The 19,168-nt window shown below is 61.9% G+C and carries 21 protein-coding genes; 1 reads left to right on the top strand and 20 read right to left on the bottom strand.

Annotated features, from left to right (window positions below; genetic code table 11):
• Positions 1-49: 49 nt before the first annotated feature.
• From H2LOC_RS09080 to H2LOC_RS09055, 6 genes are all read right to left on the bottom strand, one after another.
• A complete protein-coding gene (locus tag H2LOC_RS09080) occupies positions 50-2,308 on the bottom strand; it encodes a phage tail protein (protein ID WP_136496112.1) in 2,259 nt (752 codons plus the stop codon).
• Complete coding sequence (locus H2LOC_RS09075) at positions 2,305-2,742, bottom strand: C40 family peptidase (protein ID WP_136496111.1); 438 nt, start codon at positions 2,740-2,742, stop codon at positions 2,305-2,307. Before H2LOC_RS09075 ends, H2LOC_RS09080 begins: the two co-directional genes overlap by 4 nt.
• Positions 2,743-2,799: 57 nt before the next feature.
• Positions 2,800-3,672, bottom strand: a complete 873-nt coding sequence (locus tag H2LOC_RS09070; protein ID WP_136496110.1) for a DUF2163 domain-containing protein — start codon at positions 3,670-3,672, stop codon at positions 2,800-2,802.
• Positions 3,673-3,748: 76 nt separating this feature from the next.
• Complete coding sequence (locus H2LOC_RS09065; protein ID WP_246207091.1) at positions 3,749-4,360, bottom strand: DUF2460 domain-containing protein; 612 nt, start codon at positions 4,358-4,360, stop codon at positions 3,749-3,751.
• A gap of 39 nt (positions 4,361-4,399) precedes the next feature.
• Positions 4,400-6,868, bottom strand: a complete 2,469-nt coding sequence (locus tag H2LOC_RS09060; RefSeq protein ID WP_136496109.1) for a baseplate megatron protein TIM-barrel domain-containing protein — start codon at positions 6,866-6,868, stop codon at positions 4,400-4,402.
• A gap of 107 nt (positions 6,869-6,975) precedes the next feature.
• The gene (locus tag H2LOC_RS09055; protein ID WP_136496108.1) at positions 6,976-8,232 is read right to left on the bottom strand and encodes a hypothetical protein; all 1,257 of its coding nucleotides are present in this window, start codon (positions 8,230-8,232) and stop codon (positions 6,976-6,978) included.
• A 100-nt stretch (positions 8,233-8,332) separates the two neighbouring features.
• Between H2LOC_RS09055 and H2LOC_RS09050 the strand changes: the two genes are divergently transcribed.
• A complete protein-coding gene (locus H2LOC_RS09050) occupies positions 8,333-8,890 on the top strand; it encodes an NADPH-dependent FMN reductase (protein WP_136496107.1) in 558 nt (185 codons plus the stop codon).
• On the opposite strand, the gene H2LOC_RS09045 is transcribed toward H2LOC_RS09050, so the two are convergent.
• From H2LOC_RS09045 to H2LOC_RS08980, 14 genes are all read right to left on the bottom strand, one after another.
• Positions 8,887-9,120 (bottom strand): hypothetical protein, encoded by a 234-nt coding sequence (locus tag H2LOC_RS09045; protein ID WP_136496106.1) that lies wholly within the window; start codon positions 9,118-9,120, stop codon positions 8,887-8,889. The two genes, H2LOC_RS09050 and H2LOC_RS09045, sit on opposite strands and share 4 nt — an antisense overlap.
• Positions 9,120-9,536, bottom strand: coding sequence for a hypothetical protein (locus tag H2LOC_RS09040; protein WP_136496105.1), 417 nt, complete (start codon positions 9,534-9,536; stop codon positions 9,120-9,122). Before H2LOC_RS09040 ends, H2LOC_RS09045 begins: the two co-directional genes overlap by 1 nt.
• Positions 9,537-9,637: 101 nt before the next feature.
• A complete protein-coding gene (locus tag H2LOC_RS09035; RefSeq protein WP_136496104.1) occupies positions 9,638-10,378 on the bottom strand; it encodes a hypothetical protein in 741 nt (246 codons plus the stop codon).
• 3 nt (positions 10,379-10,381) lie between these two features.
• Positions 10,382-10,567: a hypothetical protein gene (locus H2LOC_RS09030; RefSeq protein ID WP_136496103.1), complete on the bottom strand. Its 186-nt coding sequence runs from the start codon at positions 10,565-10,567 to the stop codon at positions 10,382-10,384.
• 29 nt (positions 10,568-10,596) lie between these two features.
• A complete protein-coding gene (locus H2LOC_RS09025) occupies positions 10,597-11,058 on the bottom strand; it encodes a hypothetical protein (protein ID WP_136496102.1) in 462 nt (153 codons plus the stop codon).
• Positions 11,055-11,531, bottom strand: coding sequence for a hypothetical protein (locus H2LOC_RS09020; protein ID WP_136496101.1), 477 nt, complete (start codon positions 11,529-11,531; stop codon positions 11,055-11,057). Before H2LOC_RS09020 ends, H2LOC_RS09025 begins: the two co-directional genes overlap by 4 nt.
• 60 nt (positions 11,532-11,591) lie before the next feature.
• Positions 11,592-12,410 carry a head-tail connector protein gene (locus H2LOC_RS09015; protein WP_136496100.1) on the bottom strand — a complete coding sequence of 273 codons (819 nt, stop codon included), beginning with the start codon at positions 12,408-12,410 and terminating at the stop codon, positions 11,592-11,594.
• A gap of 4 nt (positions 12,411-12,414) precedes the next feature.
• The gene (locus H2LOC_RS09010; RefSeq protein WP_154331607.1) at positions 12,415-12,753 is read right to left on the bottom strand and encodes a Rossmann-fold NAD(P)-binding domain-containing protein; all 339 of its coding nucleotides are present in this window, start codon (positions 12,751-12,753) and stop codon (positions 12,415-12,417) included.
• Between the two features lie 80 nt (positions 12,754-12,833).
• Positions 12,834-14,348 carry a hypothetical protein gene (locus tag H2LOC_RS09005; protein WP_136496098.1) on the bottom strand — a complete coding sequence of 505 codons (1,515 nt, stop codon included), beginning with the start codon at positions 14,346-14,348 and terminating at the stop codon, positions 12,834-12,836.
• Between the two features lie 82 nt (positions 14,349-14,430).
• The gene (locus tag H2LOC_RS21550) at positions 14,431-15,753 is read right to left on the bottom strand and encodes a hypothetical protein (protein ID WP_202620555.1); all 1,323 of its coding nucleotides are present in this window, start codon (positions 15,751-15,753) and stop codon (positions 14,431-14,433) included.
• A gap of 219 nt (positions 15,754-15,972) precedes the next feature.
• The gene (locus H2LOC_RS08995; protein ID WP_136496097.1) at positions 15,973-16,758 is read right to left on the bottom strand and encodes a hypothetical protein; all 786 of its coding nucleotides are present in this window, start codon (positions 16,756-16,758) and stop codon (positions 15,973-15,975) included.
• Positions 16,759-16,767: 9 nt separating this feature from the next.
• Entirely contained in the window at positions 16,768-17,253 is a 486-nt protein-coding gene (locus tag H2LOC_RS21915; RefSeq protein WP_281350565.1) for a Tox-REase-5 domain-containing protein, read from the bottom strand.
• Between the two features lie 243 nt (positions 17,254-17,496).
• Positions 17,497-18,918, bottom strand: a complete 1,422-nt coding sequence (locus tag H2LOC_RS08985; protein ID WP_246207090.1) for a phage portal protein — start codon at positions 18,916-18,918, stop codon at positions 17,497-17,499.
• Complete coding sequence (locus H2LOC_RS08980) at positions 18,872-19,117, bottom strand: hypothetical protein (RefSeq protein WP_136496095.1); 246 nt, start codon at positions 19,115-19,117, stop codon at positions 18,872-18,874. Before H2LOC_RS08980 ends, H2LOC_RS08985 begins: the two co-directional genes overlap by 47 nt.
• Positions 19,118-19,168: the final 51 nt, after the last annotated feature.

Genomic DNA, 19,168 nt, shown 5'->3' with positions numbered 1-19,168 from the left:
TCGATCACGCCCGGAGCGCGTGCAACCTGTTAAAACTCCAGGGCGTCGCTTATGCGCTGAGACCGCCGAGGTCGGCGGCCACATAACAGGGACTGCCGATCGTTCCCCATTCGTCGCTTTGTGTTGCGGCGGCGCTGACTAAGCCCCAGTCCTGTGCTACGCCCTGCTGGATGTTGAGCACGATCTGGCTGATGCGGCCGTTTCCGTTCGGCTGGCAGACGTAGGTTGAGCAGGTGGAAATGTCCTGCGTTCCCGCGCCGAAGATATTGAAGCTCTGGAACTTCAGGTACACTGTCTTGCCGATGAAATCGGCGGGCAGCGAATATCTCGCTAATGCGCCGTCGAGGCGAGCGAAGGGCGCACCGATGGCATGTGTTGCGGGGGCTGAACCATACATGCCGCGGGGCAGTCCCGAGAGGTCGTATCTGTGCGCCGCCGTGGGCGTCGCATTGGCGAAGGCGATCAATTCGTCGTCGACGAGGCACAGGGTCTGGCCCGCCTCGGCCGTCGCTCGGGTTGCGGTGGTGAGCGTTCCGCCGCTCTCCGAAAGATCGATTGCGAGAGTGTCGCCCGTATCATAGCCGGAAGCGGACGACAGCGCGGCGGTCAGCGAACCCTGGCGCAGCGGGTTCGCAATGCTCGCGATCTTCTGATACGACACGTCGTCCAGTGAGGCCCAAACCGTACAGCCGCCCCAGTTAGGATCGGCTCCGGAACCCGAAGCGCCCAACCAGATTTCTGCGTTGTTGCCTGTGAGGGCGGGCGGTGGTTCGAATATCAAAGGCGCATTCACGGGAGCCGCAGAGACGCCGCGGTTGATCGAGCCGCCACCGGAGGGGCCGATGGGGTTGGAGGCCGGCATGGATACGCCGATCGTGAGCTCCTCAGCCGTGATGGTCAGCATTCCGCTGTCGTCTTCTTCGATATCGACGATGCGCGCCAATTCTCCCGAGAGCCCGAGATTGGCGTCGGTCAGCGCCACAATGTCCATCGGATCGAGAAGACAGAACTCCCACGACAGCGCAAATTTATAGCTTGCGCGGACATAGCAGGTCCTCTGCAGGATGGTTTGCGCCGCGACCGCAGCCGCATTGAGATCGCAGAACTCATGCGCGGTGATGGCGGAGCCGACGCGCAGCCCGAATTGCTCGATCATCGACTGATCGCGCGCTGCGATCGGAGTCGCCTGATATTCGGGTTCGCCCTGAGGCTCCAAAATTCCCGTGGTCGAGGGCGTGAGGCCGGTGCGGTTAAAGGCTTCGAGCCATTGGAAGTTCGGCAGGGTGAATGGATCGAGCCTGGAGGCCTTGATGGGATCTTCGCCACACACATAGACCAAATCGTCTTCGGTCAGAGCGTACACGGGCGAGAGGTTGGGAACATATTCGACGCCGTTGGCGGCCACGGTCTCGTCGCAATATGGAATGAAACGGAGCCTGTCGCCGGACCATACGGCCGCGACGCTGAGGAGCTGGAGCCAGCGCGACAGCACGCTGGATGCGCTTTCGATCTGGTTGAGCAGCGGGCTGAAGCACAGGCCCATGGCTCGGCAATAGCTCTGCACCGAGGAGTCTCCGCCGGGTCCGAACAGGCTCGTCGCATCGACGCTGGAGCCGGGAAAGCCGACGCCATATTGCGGGTTGAGCAGAAAATCGGCGATCACCTGCGCCGGATCGGCGTCCAGCCCATTGGCTCCGGTGCCGAAAAGCGGCCCCTGAACCTCGAAATTCAGCGAGCCTATGCTGGCGCTGGAGCCGAGACCGAAATTGGCGGCGCAGACATAGGCCGCGCCAGGATAGGCCAGCGCCTTGTCGGAATAATTGGCCGAAAGATATCCCCAGGTCGCCTGCGGCGAGGCGCCTTCGAACAGGGTAAGGCCGAGCGCGGCGAGCCCAGAAGACCCGCTCGTGACAGTAAAGCCTCCCGATCCCAATGCGCCGCCATAGGCGCCTCCAGAAACAGAGGACGCCGAACCATATATTGCCTGGCCCTGCCAGACCTGGCCTATCCCGGAGATGGGTCCTTCGCACAAGACCATCATGAGATCGGCGGTATAGGTCCAGCCGCTGAGCTGCCAGCCGACGCCGCCGGCTCCCTTGCCGCCGCCTTTACCGGTCTGCTGCTGTGGCGTGTAGACCGGATGGGCCTGGAAATTTTCATAGAAGATGATGTTCACGGCCAGCTTCGTCATGCCCCACATCAGCGGAATAGGCATGGCGTTGGCCGAAGTCTGAAGTTGCAGCCCGGTATAGGTAGGCCAGATCATCGCACTTTGAGGCGAGGCTTTTTTTGCGGCAAGAAAGCTCATGCGTTTTTCCCGATGATGCTGGCGAAGATCGCTTCGGCGGCGCGCTCGCGCATCTGCGCGTTCCGCATGACTGCTTCCTCCAGCACGATTTTGGCTGGAAAGGAGGCGTGGATGATGGTCAGCGGATCGCTCTGCGCGACGATTCCGCCATGCGAGTAGCAGCGCCCGACGCGGAACAGCATGACGTCGCCGGGCAGCGGGCTGTCGATGCGCCTTGCGTGGGCGAGCAGAGATTGGAGATAACGCTCTTCGCCGCGGTGCAAGTGCCAGTCGTGGGTGTAGGGACGGGGATCGAAGGGCGCGACCAGTTGAAGATCGACGAAGACGCGCACGAGCAGCATGCCGCAATCCACGCCCACGCCTTTTATGTCGGCGCAATTGTGATAGGGCGTGCCGATCCACGACCGCGCCTCCGCGACGATGAGGTTGCGCATTGGGGGCCTCCGCTTCGCTTTCTCGATAGGACGTAGCCCGGCGCGTTGGGCCGGCTCTCACATGGCCATCTGCGGCGGCGGAACGAATGGAAAGCCACGAAAATTCGGGAGATTTGAGAAGCGGGCCTGACAGGTCGCCATAGTGTGGTCGCAGCCCCAGAAGGCGACGAGCGCATCGCCTGCCGCTGGGGCGGTCGGGAGCGGATAAATCAGGGAGACGGAGACGCCGGGAACAACCGATTTGACGGCGCAGCGCCGGCCCGAATTCGCTCCCGAGCTGAACAAGAGCGTTCCCTGCGCGTGAGCCGCCTGCGCGCCGGCGAAATTGATCAGCGCTCTGGTCGAGCCGGAGCCGACGACATCATTCGTCGAGAAGGCCCCTGACGGAATCTTGCAGCCTTGATCGTAAAGCGTGTGTATGCATGTCGGCGCGAAAATATTGCGCGGCATGTTCACGTCGAGCAGCACGAGTTCATTCGCCACAGTGATGCGCGCTCTGGTGCGGCCTACTTCGTCCACTGTCGACAATCGCCCGTGAAACAGCGTCACGCCGTCGACCAGGGTTCCGCCGACGAAATCGGAAAAGAAGACCCGATCCCTCTGGATGACGCAGCCGTCGAAGAAACCTTCCCGGAGCGCTGCGAGTAAAGGCGTCCAGCCGGCGAGATCCTCCGGCCTTGCCGCGATGACGATCTCCTGCCTGTCGACATTGAGGCCCGTGGAGGCGCGGTATTTTAGCCCGGAAACGAGAGGCCCGTTGGCGAGGAAGACCTTGCCGCGGTAGATCACGGGAACGTCGGCGTTGGTGTAGCTGAATACGGCGCCCGTCGCCTGCGTGAATGTGAAGCATTCGGCGAAGGCGATGGCGCAGTCCCGGGTTCCGCGCGCCTCGGCGAGAAAAGCGACCAACGCTGGAGAAGCTTGTTTCATGACGATCCGATCGATGCGAAGCGAGACGGGATAAAGGTGCGGCAAAGCGTACGAATGGATGTTCGAAAGGGATGCGCTACTGGCGCACGCTGCGGAATTTCACGGATTTCGCCGCCCACAGGTTCTGCATGAAATTTTCAAAATCGAGTTCGTCGTCGACGAAGCGACAAACAAAGGCGAAGGTAAAACTCGTCGCTATGCTGGCGCCGACCGGCGGCGGGGTGGCAAATTGCAGCAGGTTTGGAGCATCCAGCGCCCAGCCGGATGGTTGGGGGACGGCGTTGAGGGAAACCTCGGCGACGCCAGTAACGAATCCGACCGGCTCGAGAGCTACTCCAATGCGACGCATGAAGGGAAATCGCATCGTCGAGCCGTCGCCGATGGCGATGAGTTGATCGACGGCGGCGTTGTCGTTGGGGTCGGCATAGAGAAAATTACCAAGGCCGCCGGCGCATTGCAGATAAAGACCCATGATCTCCTGCAGCGAGGTCGCCCCGAGGCCTGGATTTGTCCCGCTGTCCGAGGCAAGACCATCGAGAGAGACCTCGAATTCATAGAGCCCGCCAAAAAGCGCGGCGCGGACCTCGCGGCCGCAATCATGCGGAGCGATCAGGCTCTCGGCGATCGGGTTTCGCGCAGCGAACCCCTGTCCAGCGAGGGTCGGAAAAATCGGAAGAGTCACAGGCATTGGATTCCGTTGTCGTGGGCTGCGCTATAGCGGCGGGCGTCACAGCTTGACGGTGACGAGTTTCACGCTTTTGGAGCGGAACAGCTTGTATGCGAATTGCTCGAGGCTGAGCGTTTCGTCCTTGAAGCGGCACAGCCACAAGGCCGAAGCGTCCATGCTGATGACGGAGCCCGGGGACGGCGCGCTCGCCAGCGTCACGACCGGCTGATATCCGCTGGAGAGGCTCCAGGTGGAAGAGGGCGTCGCCACGCCGTCGATATAGAGCGCGCTCACGCTGGAGACGCCCGCGAGCGGCTCGCTGAAGCCGCCGGTCGTGCGGGTGAGAGCGAAGGCGGTAGTGACGCCGTCGCCGACGCCGATCGCTTGACCCGCGATCTCGGAGAGCCCGGGCGGCGCGAGCCAGAAGGGTTGGGCCTGTCCCTGCTGCGCCGCAAAGAACCCCGAGATTTGCTGCATCTCCTGGGTGCCGTCGCCGCGCAGAAAGTCGTAACTGAGCTCGATCTCATAGATCGGCCATCGCATTTTTGCGCGGCGCGAGGATTTGCCGGATGCGCGGTCATGTCCTTGCGTGGCGAATTTCGGCTTCAGCACGATCGACCAGCCGAGCCCGATAAGCTCAGGGAAGGTCGGAAAAGGGCCGTAGCTCGGCGGCGCCGTCGCGGCAGGCGCGGGCAGTGCGGGGAACTTTCCGTTGAGCCAATGGCCGTTGGGCCAATTGGCGCCGTCGCTCCATATGTCTTGCCGCAAGGGAAAATCTGGCAGCGGCCGCGCATCCCAGCACCAGGCGAACATGAGATCGGTTGCGATCATCGGCAGGTTCGTGGCGGAGGTCTCGTTCCTGCCGTCAACGGTCCAATATTCCCATATGGCCTGCAGGGCGATGAGGGTCAGGGAGTCGTCGACGAGAGGCGCGGTTTTGGCGGCGTTCCAAACCGACCAGAACGGCGTTCCCCCCGAAACGGATCGCGGATTGAAGAATATATTGGGTTGATTGGCGCTGCGGTCGCTGGTGGGAAAGCCGTATTCGAGAAAGCCGATGCTCTTCGATTGCGGAACCCATTGCGTCTGGGGGCCGTGCGGCGCGACTCCCGCGCCGTCCCCGGAGTCATACACCGCCCGGTGCGGGTTGTTCCACCACCAGCGCAATTGCTTGAAGGCGAGCAATTGCTGTCCGGCGTAATAGGGGTTGCGCGCCTGCGCGCGCCTGTCGCCTTGCGGAGAGGTGACCTGCTGCAGGGTTCCGTTGGGGTCGAGCCCGGGAGCTGCGGAATAATCGCCGTACCAGAAATGGTATTTCTCGCCGCCCTCGATATTGGCCTTCAGATAGTCTTTGTCGTGCATGTCGGGCGCGCTCTTCAGGCCTAGGCCGATGGCGCCGGGAGCGCTGACGGGCCAGGTCGTGGGCGCGGGAGCCCGCCAGTTCAAGGCGTCGAGCCCGCCCGCTCCCGTGGTCCAGTCGGAAAGCGGCATGTAGTTGTCTATGGAGACGAAGTCGATGTCCGCCGATGCGTAGAGAGCGTCGAGATGCGGGAAAATTCCTGAGACGCCTGCGTGCTGAACGCCGGTCCATTGCGACCAGTCTGCGCTGTAGGCGACGAGGTTCTGGCGCGCGGCCAGATTCTTGGTCAATCCTGCCGCATCGAAAACGGCGCGGCAATCGCTTGCAAGGGTTATGAGGCCGGCGACAAAAGGATAATCCCATTTTGCGCAGCCGCTCGCGTCGATCGAGCCACCAGGGGTCCAGGCCGGTCCTCTTATCGCCTCCAGCCCACGCAGTTCCGAGCCTATCGCAAAGACGGAGACGCCGCCTGCGATAGCCGCCAGATTAGCGTAATGCAGCACGAAGCGGCGATAGGTGAAGTCCAGGACGCTTCCAGAATAATGGACGGTGAGATCGGCGGTGTCGCGGCTGAACTGCGATATCGCGGCTGAGCCGAGGAAAGACGTCACCGCTGCGGAGGCTGCGCTTGATATGTCGCTCGCGTAAGTGACGAGCCCGCGCCAGGGCTGGCCCGCCGCGTCCATGTTCATCATCAGATAGAGCGAGGCCGCGAGGCCGCGTCGTTTGATCTCCTGAAGGCAGCGCACGACCGATTGATCCGACGGCGTGCCGCCATAGCTCGCATGCACGCCATCAGGGCGGCTGATGGGTATCAGGCCGCTGGTCTGCAGAGTGACGTCGGAAACGCGCCAGGAATCGCTCCCGCCCGCAGCGGGTTGGAACCCGCCGCCAATGAAAGTGGATGACGGATAGACATTGCACTGCGAGGCGTCGAGCGAATTGCCCATCCATTGCACGACCAGCGCCACCGACGTGCAATTGGGCAGGGCAGCCTGCAACTGATCGAGCGCGAACGTAACATCCGTGCGCGATCCGCCGGGGGCATGGTAGCTGTTGATCGGCGTCATTGCGCCGCCGGGCTGCCGCCCGGACCAGGCTACGGTGTCGTAGACGAACTCCCCGGAAGCGGGGATGAGGTTGATTCCGCCGATGTAGGGGAAGCTCATGCGAGGACCAATTCGATCATGCGCGCGGATTCCTTCTCCTCGGAGGAGGAGGGTAGTCTCGCTTCGCGGTGAGGAAGAAACGGATCGACCAGTGGAGAATAAGCGCGTTACGCCGGGTTCAGCCCGCGCAAGCCGAGATGCGCGCCGTCCTGCACATGTTTCGCCATGGCGCGCATGATCTCCTTGCCGTTGCTTTGGAAAAATCTCGCGACGTTCTCAGAGTCGACGGCGTGAATATGGAAATTCACGGGGGCATGGACCTGCAGGTCGGAACCCCTGCCGCTTCCGCCCGCGTTGTCGAGCACATTGCGGAAAGCCTCGCCCTGGCTCGCCGTCATCACGAGTTCGTTCTTGTGCACCATCGCCAGCTGGTCTTCTGGGATGCTCCAGGCGCCGATGTCGAAGCTCGCGACGCTGGCCATTCCGGCGACAGTCGCCTGGGCCGCGGCTGCGGGACCAGCCGCGGCAGGCCCCAGCAGCGGGGCCATGAAGCCGAAAACGCCGGCGAAAGCTTCCGCGGATGAGGCGATGATGCTTTTGAGCACGGCCGCAGCCTTGCTGGCGAGATCGGCGATCGAGCCCGCCGCGACGCTGGCCGAACGCTCCGCAACGCCGGCCTGAGTCGCCGCGGTCATCGTCTGCTCGCCCATCACATGGGTCGCAATGTTGCGCGCGATCGTCATGGCGTATTCGGAGACCCAATCGGCGCCCGACTTGACGAAATACTGCGTGATCTGGAGGGCGATCTGGCGCGCAGCTTCGCGGAAGGTAGTGGTGTGCTGCAGCAGACCCATGATGGACGACGACATGCTCTGGCCGATGCGACTGGAAAGATCCTGCCAGATTTGCGCCTGCTGCTGGGCGGATTCATTGGCGAATTGCTGCAGTTGCCTTTGATGGGTCGCCTCTAGATGGATCACCCGGTTTTGCGCCGCTTCCTTCTGGGCGAGGCTCTGCCCGGAAAGCTCGGCTTCCTTCTGCAAAAGCGCATGTTGAGCCTCATATTCCTCCTGGGTCGCCTTCTTCACCAGCTCGAGCTTTTCTTCCTCGGTGATGTTCTTGAGACTGACTTCGCCGTCGTAGATCGTCTTCTTGAGCGCCAGCGCATCCTGCTGGGCTTGGATTTTGCCCGCAATTTCGGTTTTTGCGAGTTTCAGCGCGTTTGTGAGATCGCCCGAGACGCTATCTGCGGCATTTTTGAAATGACCTGAAAGCGGGTCCGACTTTTGCGCGGCCTCGGCGAGGCCGTCCGCGACGCTTTTGATCTGCGGGGCGAGCACCCCCAACGCGCCCTGCACATTGGCGATTCCTTGTTCGAGTTCGGCGACGTCCGCGCCGAATTTGACCGTTACTTCGTCGATCATGGGAACTCCGCAAATTGAAGCGAAAGGCGCCTTGCTGAACTCGCCTTCTCCAGCCGGCGCGACATATGGGGTTGGGATTTTCGAACAGGGAGGCTGCGCAATGAGCCGTTATGAGATAGCCGTGCTCGTGGGGAGCCTTCGGCGCAATTCCTTCAACCGCAAGCTCGCCGACGGCGTCGCAAGGCTGGCGCCGGCGGAGTTCCTGTTTCGCCAGGCCGCCATCGGCGATCTGCCTCTCTACAATCAGGACGACGACGACAGGCAGGCTGAGGCCGTCAAGCGTCTGAAGCTGGAAATCTCGACGGCCCAGGGGCTTCTTTTTGTGACGCCGGAATATAATCGCTCCGTTTCCGGAGTGCTGAAGAACGCAATAGACCACGCTTCCAGGCCCTATGGTCGAAGCGCTTTCGCAGGCAAGCCGTCTGCGATCATGGGCGTTTCCATCGGCGCGATAGGGACGGCGATAGCTCAGCAGCATCTGCGCGTCATGCTCGCCTATCTCGATGCGCCGACTTTGGGCCAGCCCGAGGTTTTCATCCAGAACAAAGAAGGGCTGTTCGAGGAGAACGGGGAGATCGGACCAGGCAGCCGCGCATTCCTGCAAAAATGGATGGATCGTTACGTCGCCTTCATTCGGAGACATGCCGATCAGGGCTAAATCTTCCCGCCTGGGAAGAGCGCCCGCAGCGTCGCCATAGCGTCTTTCTTTTCGGTTGCCCGATCCTGCGGCCGGTAGGCGCCGAGGCCGACCGCGATAGCGCGAAGCAGCACATGGACCGGGGGAAAGTCGCGCCAATAATCCTGCCGTGCGAAATAGCGCGGGAAGGTGAGCGTCGCCTCCAGTTGGTCGGTCCACGCTTCGCCGCTGCTTTGGCAGTAATGCGTCATCAACCGATCGAAGAATTCAGGGGAGCCGGCGTCTCCCCACGAGCTTCCCCCACATTTTTCTCCCCGGGTTCCGCCGTCTTGAAGAATCCGGTCTGCCGCGTGACTATTCCCAGCGCCCCGATTAATTCCGGAGTCGAAATGGCGAAATCGAGGAAGGCGTCGCGCGTAAGATGTGGATAGGCGCGCGTCAGCGCCGCGTGGACTATATCGAGGATGACATCGAATTCCTCTTCTCCGAGCTTCGCCATCGCGCTCGACCGGCCGCTTTGCAACTCGGCCAACAAGGGCATCAGGCGCATCAGGCCAGGCACGACGATACGCGATTGGCGCATCGCAAGAACGGGAATAAACCATTCCCGCCCGGCAAGGACGACGATCGCTGCGCCGTCGCAATTGATTTTTGGATCGGGGGTCATTTTCTGGAAGATCCTCATGCTGGCCAGACCACGCCGACCTCGGCTTCGCCCGTTTGGGCGATTGCGTGGGGTGAGGATGGCCGGCTTCGTCGATCGTCGGTTTAGACGGCGGTGTTCAGCTCGCCGATGTTGTTCGTCGCGTTGGCGAAGGCCTCGAAATCCATTTCCGGTATGGTGAAGGCCTCGAGCTTCGACGCCATATTGAGCTTCGAGGAAATGCAATTGTAGAGACGCATGGACCATTGCGCGCCCGTCACATTGGGGTTGCACTGATAGAAATCGATCTGGAAGGAAGGGGCGATTCCCATCTGCCGGTTGGCGATCACCGCCTTCGAGCCGCCGGTGGTTTGAGTATAGCTGTAGCTGACGAGAAGCGCCTTGCCGGCGTCGGCGGCGTTGAATGTGTAGACGCCCGAGGCGACGCTGTATTGCCCGACGGCCGGCGAGCTGGCGACCTGAGTGAGCTGCAGTCCGGAAGAGGCGTAGACCACGCCGAGATTCTGATCGAAAGCGGCCGCGTTGGCGACGCTCACGGCATAGGGGGAGGAGGCGGCGACATTAGCCCCCTCATTGTAAGACCACAATTTCTGCCCGGCGCCGGCGCTGGCGCCGAAGAAAATCTGATTTAGGACCGGCCCGTCGATACTGGCGAATTTCGCCTTGCCGGAAATTTTTCCCGCGCCTCGCGCCACCGCGACGGGAAACTGAAATTGTCCCATCAACTGCTTCGTCGAGAAGCTGAAATCGATGGAAACATCCTGCAACGAACCGAACTGAATGGGTCCCGAGGCCGTGGTGCCGATCAGAACGCCGCTGCCGAAGGCGATCGAGCTGTTGGACATGATTCAGAGTTCCCCGATGAGCGCGACGAGACGCGGCTTGAGCTGGCCTACGGCCTCGCGGATGTGGTTGTAGATTTCGGTGGCTCGCGAGACCTGAGAATTGTGGATCGTCTCCACGAACCAGCGTTCGATTTCCTGTTCGATGGCATTCGAGAGCGCGCTCGTCTGCGGCGCCTTTTCTTCAGTCATAGATTTCTTTCCTGCTGGGATGATTGCGCCTAAAGCGCCAGGATCTTCAATGGCGCCCACAGCATTCCGTCGCCGTCGAGATCGCCGGGATCTTTGAGTATCTGGCCGTCGATGCGGCAATGAGAGACAAGTCCGCCGAGCGTCTGGCGATCGCCTTCGCCGGGGCCAGGCTTCAAGGCCGCCTCGATGGCGTCCATGATCGTATTGAGTGAAACGGCTGGCGTCGTGTTGAGGTCGCTCGCGTCGATATAGACGAAGAGATCGAAACAGAGCGTCGTCTTCGGCGGCAAGGCTTCGCTCTGCCAACTCTGTTGTTCGCGATGCTCGGTTACAAAGAGAGCCGGCCGCTGCGACTTCGGCGTGTCGCTCCATAATTTGAGCCGGCGCGAGACGGTCGCGAACCCCGTCTTGCCGTTGACGGGAGCGGCAAAGGCGACCGTCCCCAGTTTCGCCATGAGAGCCGACACGATTGCCTCACGCGGGATGTTCATGATTGCGTCACCTCTTCAAGCGCCTCCGAAAATCCTCGAAGAATATCTTGCTCGAATTCTCCGAGCGACGATCGCAGATAGCTTCGTTCGGGCAGGCGCATGCGCCGAGAGAACTCGGCCACGAATATCGACTTTGGATCGATGGCTTTGCCGAACGCTTCCCTGATGTCGCGACTATGGGCGGAGACGGTCTCTTCGCCGTCGAAGCCATATTCCTGCGCAGCTGCGTATTTGACGTCGCCCGCGGAGAATATCGCGGCGCCAAAATCTCCGATCGGGTTCGTCTGCAACGAGTCGTGCAGCCTTCCGCTGCGAAGGGACAATATCTCGCCAGATAGTTTCGCCTGCGCGCTGGCGAGCACGCTTTGCGCCAGCGCGTCGCGTTTTTGCGACAGCGCTGCGCGGATCGCCTGCGGCATGGCCGAGAAGCGCTGCGAGAGCCGATCGAGGCCATCACATTGGAGGTCGAGCATTTTTCTTGTCCGGCAAGGCGACGAGAGGGATGGATTGGTCCAACCCGGATGAGGTCCGCTTCAGTTGGCTATGATGCGGCGAAAATTGGTCAGAGACTGCGCCACGAAAGCCGGCACGGCTTCGAGCCGGAAAGAAGCGGTTTCCTGGCCGCCGAGACTTTTGCTGACCATGCCGATGCGGTCTTTGTAGCGGTAGCGCTCCGCGACCCATTCCAGAGCGCATTGGCTGAGGTCGGCGGGTATGTAACCGTAGGAGAGGGCGACGCCGGCGCCGGCGTCCGCGGCCGAGAAGCCATAGGTTCCGATCCCGTCGACCGTATATTGTCCGGCGACGGGATTCGACGCCACGCAGATCAGGCCGGCTCCGTTCGCGTAAAAAGCGCCGCTGTCGACAGCGAAAGCGCCATAGGGCGCAAATGCGGAGAGCGTGAACGGCGCGATGGGCGGAATGGTCCGCGTTTCGCCCAGGATCTCGTAGCCGGTCCGATAGGACACCACGACATTCTGCCGGCCCTTATGGAAGCGATAGCCGCCGCGCAGGAAAATCTGCTGCATCGCGCCGGTCGGCTCGTCGTCGGCGGCCTCGAGCACGAACCCGGCCGTCGGCGCGGGGCCGGGCGCCCGCGGCACGGCGAGGCCGCCGATCGTGAGGCCGGCTATCGAACCCACCGGCCAGTTGCGCAATTGCAGAGCGTCGCGCCCATGGCCGTCGTAGCTCTCCACCACATCCCGGGGCAGCACGAATGAGCGATTGATGCTGTTGTATATCGCGCGGCTGATTTGCGATATCAGCGAGGCGAGCAGCGCGTCGTCGTCGCTTGTGGCGACCCCGAGCCATGCCTTCGCCGCCGATAGCTGGACGAGGTCGCCATTCGCCATGGGATCAGTCCTTGCTTTTTTCGCCGGCCGGGCTTGATTCTCTGGCGAGAGCGCGAATGGCGTTGAAAACCCTTTCGCGCTTTTCCGGCGCCAGCGTGGTCAGCCCGCGCAGTTCGTCGTCGCCGAGCGCCTCTGCGAAACTGCGCGCATCTTCGGCAAAGCGGCGTAGCAGTTCGCTACGCGCATTCTGTCCGAGGGCGGCAGGCGAAGACAACGCAAAGCCATGGGCGCGCAGTTCTTCCACCAGTTCCGGAGACACTTCGATTCGGCCGCGGGTGATGGCGAGCGCGATGCCGCCATGAGAAAAGCCGGTGAGGCCCGGCGGGGCTTTCATGGAGATCATGGGAGTCCTGTTGGGAAGGGCGTTGCAGGGCAGGCGTTCCCGCGCTGGTCGCGCAAGGTTCGCAGCCACGACGACAGGCGTCAGCCGTTGGCGATGTTGGTGATGACGGCCATGCTCGGCGGGAAGTAATGCTGCAGCACCTCGTCGGCATAGACGCCATACTCGTAGCGGCGCGTGCGCAGCGGCCATTCGATCTGATAATAGTCCCGCCGCGTTCTGATCTGAAACACATTGCCGACGCCCGAGAGCGGATAGGGAATGCTCCGCGCCGTCATGAGAATCGTGCCGGCGGGCATATTGGGATGCACCCGGATATCCAGCACCTGGCCCCCATTCATCGAGAAGCGATTGAGATAGCTGCGCACCATCACGCCGCCGCCTATGGCGTTCTGCTGGGCGTCGAAGACGAAGCGCTGAGCGGCGCTGGAGCCGCCGGCGAGAATCTTGCGGGAAATATCGAGCGCTTCCTGGCTGTTGACCCAGATCGTGTCGGGAGACATGCGGATCGTGTCCCACATGCTTTTCAGCGCCGCGTCGATCTCCACCACGCCGCCGGCGCCGTCGGCGGTCAGCGGCGTGCCGACGCCTGCCGATCCGGTGGGCTGGGCCGACACATAGGCGCCGGAGCCCGATTTGAGCGCGATGGTCAGCAATCCGTCGAAGACCAGGGCGTTGTTGGACCAGTCTGCAGCGGGAAGAGAAGCGGCGGTCTGGGTTCCGGCCGCATTGGCGGTTATGGCGAGGGAATTGATCGAGGTGATTGCGCCGAGCGCCTCGGCGCCCGCTGCGCCCCAGAACCAGGCGTAGCCGAGAGCCCCGCGCACATTCGCGACCGTCGCGGTGACGGAGCCGGTCGGGCCGGTGACCGATACAGTCGCGCCGGCGGATTTCTGGGCCGCGCCGCCGCCGAAAATGTCGCTGGAGCCATCGACGTTGGTGCGGGTGATCTGCGACTGCACCCCATTGCCGACCGAGCCGTTGACGAAGCCGTCGAAGGACAGCGCGACGCAGATCACCGAAAGAGTTCCGGTGGCGAGCGCGCCCCCGTTGGCGCTCGCTGCGAGCGTAGGCGTCGGGGTGACGCCGAGCGGCATGGAGCCGTTGCCGCCGAGGATCAGCGCCTCCTCGCCGATCATCGCGGCCTGCAGGCCACGCAAGCCGGCCTGGGCGCGCACGTCGTCGAAGCCCAGGCCGGCGTATTCGGCCTCGAAATCTACGCTGGTTTCGAGGCCGATGCCCTTATAGGAGGCAAAGTAATCCGCGGTGCTGATCGCCTGCGCGCCGCCGCGGTTGCCGCCGGAGACGCCGAGGCGCAGGCCGGTGGCGTTGATGGCGGTGATGGCGCGCCAATTCGCCTGTATGCCGCCTTTGCCGGAAACGCGAGGCGTCTCGTTGCGCAGGGGAGTCAGCACCGGCGCGAGAAATTTCGCGCCCGGTTCGAGGTCGTAGGAAGTCAGCCCGGAGGTCGCGCTGGTCGATTGCGTGAAAGTGCTCTTTTCGAGTCCCAGCGCGGAGAGGCGTGGATCGGCGACGGCGGCGCTCTGGGACTTGCGAATGGCGTCCAATACGTCCTGCGTGGTTTGCTGTATGGTCATGAGGTTTTTCCTGGGAGAGATCGGCGCCGTATCAGGCGCGGATGGATGGGAGTTCGCCGGCGCCTGGCGTCGAGAGCTTCTCTCAACGCAGCGGCTGGGGGTCTTTTTGAGCCGCTTTGATGAGCAAGGCCGCGCGTTCTTCGGCAGTGAGCTTGGCCAGAGCGCCGGCGATGTCGTCGAGGCGGGAATCCCCGCCTTTTTCGACCCCTCGCGTGCCGGCGAGCATGGGGGGCGGAGAGGGCTGGCGGCCGATCTCCTCGATCCGCGCGCTCAGCTTTTCGAGGCGGGGCGTGAGCATATCGAGCAGGGCCTTTTGGCTGTAGAGCGGCTCGTCGTCCCGCTCGCCGATCTCGGAAACGACGAATTCCTTGAGCCGCGCTATGGACTCCCTGAGCGCGGCGATTTGTTCCCCGTCCTGCTCCCCCTCGGAGATTTCCTTTTCCAAGAGGGAGAAGATGATTTCGAGCGCGGCGATGGCGCTCGCCGAGTCGTAAGCCTCGGCGCCGAGCGCTTTCCTCAGCGGCGCGAATTTCGCCCGGCGCGAGAGATCATCCTCCATGCGCTCGACCAGCCTCATCATCGGCGCCGCGCCGGCATGAGCGAGAGCTTCGGCTTTCTTTCTGAAAGTCTTGCCGTCGACGGTCATCCAAACCTGCTCGACCTGCGGCGCGAAGTTTCTCTTTTCGGTCACGCCGTCGGCCTTGATCATCGAAAAGGTCGCGGCCGGCAGGCAGGGCATGTCGACGAGCGAAATTTCCACCGGATTCGCGGTGTAGCGCGTGACAGCTGGGTCATGGTCGTCGGGCCAGCGCTTCACATAGCCGCCGCCCTGCGAAAAGCCGGTATAGACACCGGCTTCGACCTTGGCCCATTCGGCGCCGTCTACGACCCGGGCGCAGATTTCGATCTGCTTGGTTTCGTCGTCGAATGTGATCTGCTCGATGCGTCCGGCGGCGATTTTGCCGTGCATCGCACGCAAATTGCCGAGAGACTTGCCCGCGCTCGCCTTTTGGAAGTCGGCCGACCATTTTTCGTAATAGGGTTTCGTGGTCGCATAGTCGCAGATCTCGCCGGCGCGGTCGGGCTTCTCCGCGGTGACGACGCCATAGACGAGACGACGCGCGGCGTCCGCCTTGACAAGGGGAACGAACATATCGAGTGGGGCCATTCTACTGTTTCCTTGCAGGGAGGATTCCGGGCGCTCATGCGCGATCTCGCGCCATTTGTTCAGGGCGCGGGATAGCGTTACGGGGAGAGGGGATTTCCCTCCGTCTTGGATGAAAGTCTTGGCGACGCCGCCGGGCACGAATTTGACGCGCCTGTGCGCGGCGAGATCGCCGGTGAAGTAAGCGTCCCAATAGTCCAGGAAATTTTTGATCTGATCGGGCGTCCAGCTTTCCGGCACGCCGATCAGCGATTTAAGGAATATTGCCTTCGGTGAAATGCGAGAGGGTGAAGGTTTGACGCTTGAGTGCGATGCTCGCGGTCATCACGATCTGTTCGACCGGAGAGAAGCTATAGACGCGGCCCGCTCGCGGATTGCGCGGGGCATCTTCTTACAGGTTACCTTCGTTCAAGATTTTCGCTAGGCGAGAGGTCCCATCACCGAGCGTGGCGCCTTCGATTAGCGGGACACCCCGGCGGCAGACAGCATTTCGCTTATTTCGAGGAGTTCCGCGTCGATTTTCGAGTCTGACAGGACCGAGGCGTCGTCGCCGAGCTTCAGCAGAACGCCTGCGCGATAGGGGGCGGCCTTTCCGGTTTTTCTGAAGACCTCTGCAACCTTGGGGTCTCTTGTATAGTTTAGCCATCCAATCGCATAGATGTTTTTTTCTAAGGAAATTCTACGATTCTGCTGTCTTCCGTACACGACGCATTTTTCAGAATTGCAGCTGTCGATGAAATAGTCGAGCAATCGTCTGACGACGGCTGGATCGGACCATTCGCGGTTAACCTGATCTTCCTGGTAAAAGGGGACTTTAAGAACATAGACTGAGTCGTTGCTCGCTACCAGATTCTTGACGCTTGCAAAGTAGAGGTGGAGGCAAATGCTGTCCCAGTAGCCCTTTCCAGAGTGAATATCGGAAAATGTTTCTGCGAATCCAAGGGGAGAATAGGAGTCTGGAGTAAGCTCCCAATTATCCGGATCGTTCTCGTTGTAATAGCGAGGAGCCGTGTAACTCTGCAGCGCGCGCATCACCACTTCGTCGAAGTCGGAAAGATCTGCCGCGATAGGCATGCGGTTGGTTTCCTCGGTGCGTCCGCTCACCTTGAATGGACGTTGCCATGGCGAGATTGCTTCGAGATCCAGCATGATCTGCTTCGCGCGCTGGATCGACAGCCGTGCCGTTAACGCCTCGCCAAAACCCGAGGCTTGAATGACCATGGCGTCGGGATCTGAAGTGCTCATTTTCTGCTCCTAGGGGGGAAGGAATTCAACAGTGACGTCTACGACGCGACCATCAGCAAGAATATCGCTGACTTTCTGGGCACGTTCCGGAGAGGCGACTTTCCAGACGATCTTCGTTCCCTTCGCCGCATTGATTTGTCTGCGCGCCTGCTCAAGGACATCATCGTAGGAGAATTTCTTATCTATCGGCCATTTGTTGAAATTTTTGGCGTCGATCAGACTATTCGTTGCCGGGTCGTAGCCATCGAAACGCGTGAAACCGGTTTTAACGTCGGGATCTTTGACACTGTAAACCAATCCATCGGGAGCGCCAGTCACCTTCTTTTGATAGGCTGCTTCTTCTGGCGAGAGGCCTTCGTTGAACTCCTTCCACTCGCCCGGACCGCCATCCGAGGCGCCGACTTTGTAGCTAGGCTTTTGCTGCGTTGGGGCTCCGTCGTCATCTTGACGCCTGGAGTTCTTTGGCTCTTCCGGCGGAGTCGCGGGCGTGGATATGGGGGTAGCCGATTTCTTAGGCGGTCGCTTGCGTTTGGGAGGATCCCCGCTCGCTGAACTTCGCCAACCATTGAGAGCGGCGGCTAGCGCCGCGGCTGCTGCGCCCGCCGGGCCGAGTATTGGGATCGCCTGCGCATATTGATCGCCTTTGGCGCGAGGAGCCGTTTTGTCTTCGCCGCTCGCGCTTGCGCCGCTCGCATCACAGGTCCATCTCCCGCATTCATCGCGCGGCTGCTGGGGATTTTAGGCCTTGCCGAAATCATCCGCGTCGGCGCTCGCATCGTCGCGCGCTTCATCACGCTCCAGCGGCGCGAGGCCGAGTTTTTGCCGCGCTTCGTCGCGGGTCAAAATGCCGGAGCCGACATAAGCCACCAGAATGCGCTGCTGCTGCTCGGCGTCGATCTGAGCGTCGGAACCCCATGCGAATTCGATTTCGCTTTCGCCAAAATCCTCGATCAGCACGCGCTCGATCAGGCGCTTGACCCACATCAGCACCGGCCACAGGCCTTCCTCCTCGGCCATCTCCTTTTGGGTTTCGCCGGTGGCGCGATTGACATGGGCGACGAAAGCCTGGGGCGAGACCGAAAAGGCGTAGCAGACGATGCGCGCCAGCCATTCGTCGAACAGATTCTTGAGCTCCGGCTCCTTGGTCTGAATGAATGTCTTGGCGACGCCGCCGGGCACAAATTTGGCCCGCCTGCGGGCGGCGAGATCGCCGGTAAAGTAAGCGTCCCAATAGTCCTGGAAATTTTTGATCTGATCGGGCGTCCAGCTTTCGGGCACGCCGATCAGCGATTCCGGAATATTGCCTTCGGTGAAATGCGAGAGGGTGAAGGTTTGACGCTTGAGCGCGATGCTCGCGGTCATCACGATCTGTTCGACCGGCGAGAAGCCATAGATGCGGCCCGCGCGCGGATTGCGCGGCGCGTAAAAAATGTCGCGCGCGGTGTAATCGACGGCGGGATAGCCTTTCAGGATTTGCTGATAGGCGACGGGATAGACCCATTGGGCGCCGTCGAAATAGGACTGCGGCGTGCGGCCCCAATCGTCGATGACGCGTTTGATCGTGCCGCCGTCGAGCGGATGCAGCGCGACCAGCGCGCCGTTGCGCGCGCGCTGGCGCCACAGCGTCGGCGCATCGATGACGAAGAGATCTTCGAGCAGCATGCGCAGCCAATCGGAGAAGCAATGTTCGCCGTCGGGCCGCTCGAAAAATCTGGTCAGCTCCGCAATACGCGCGGGCCCCGGGCCGCGTGTTCCCGCTCGTGGGCGCAGCGACCAGGCCATGCGCTCGATCTGATCCTTGCGCGTCTCGATGACGAGGCGCAGCAGATCATAGGTTTCGGCGAGCGCGCGCAGATCGGAAAAGCCGATCGGCTCGAAGGCGCGGGCGCCGACGGCGATATTATAGCCCGAGGGAAAATCGAAGCCGCGGCCGGCGACGGCGGGCGGCGCTATGGGAGCGAGCGGCGCGAGCGGTCCGAACCAGCCCGAGTCGCTGGGGGCTCCGGTCGAGGACATGAATTGCGCCTGGCCATAGGCGACGGCAAGATTTTCCGGCGAGAGCGACCATGACGGCCGCCCGGATTGGGTGTCGCGCGTCTCCATGCGTTTCGCCTCAAACCAGGGCGCCGGTCGCGGGGTCGCGCCAGTGCTTGCCGTCATGGACGATGTTCCTGGCCAGGGTCTGATCGTGAAACATCGCGCCGGCCGGCGGATTGCGCGGGCGTTGCGCGCTCGTTCCGGCCCCGCCGGTCGCGACCTTGATCCAGCCGGCGGCTTCGAGGGAGTCGCCGTCGAAATCCGGCGCGACGATCACCATTCCCGGCTGGGCGGAATAAAGCCGTCCATTCACTTTGGTCATTGCGCCGCCTGCGGGCGGCATGAGTTGATGCATCGGCATATGCAGGCCTCG

Origin of the sequence: Methylocystis heyeri (assembly GCF_004802635.2) — a bacterium.
In the GTDB taxonomy this organism is placed as follows: domain Bacteria; phylum Pseudomonadota; class Alphaproteobacteria; order Rhizobiales; family Beijerinckiaceae; genus Methylocystis; species Methylocystis heyeri.
Note: the sequence above shows the minus strand (reverse complement) of the source record. Positions and strands in the feature narration are given on the sequence as shown.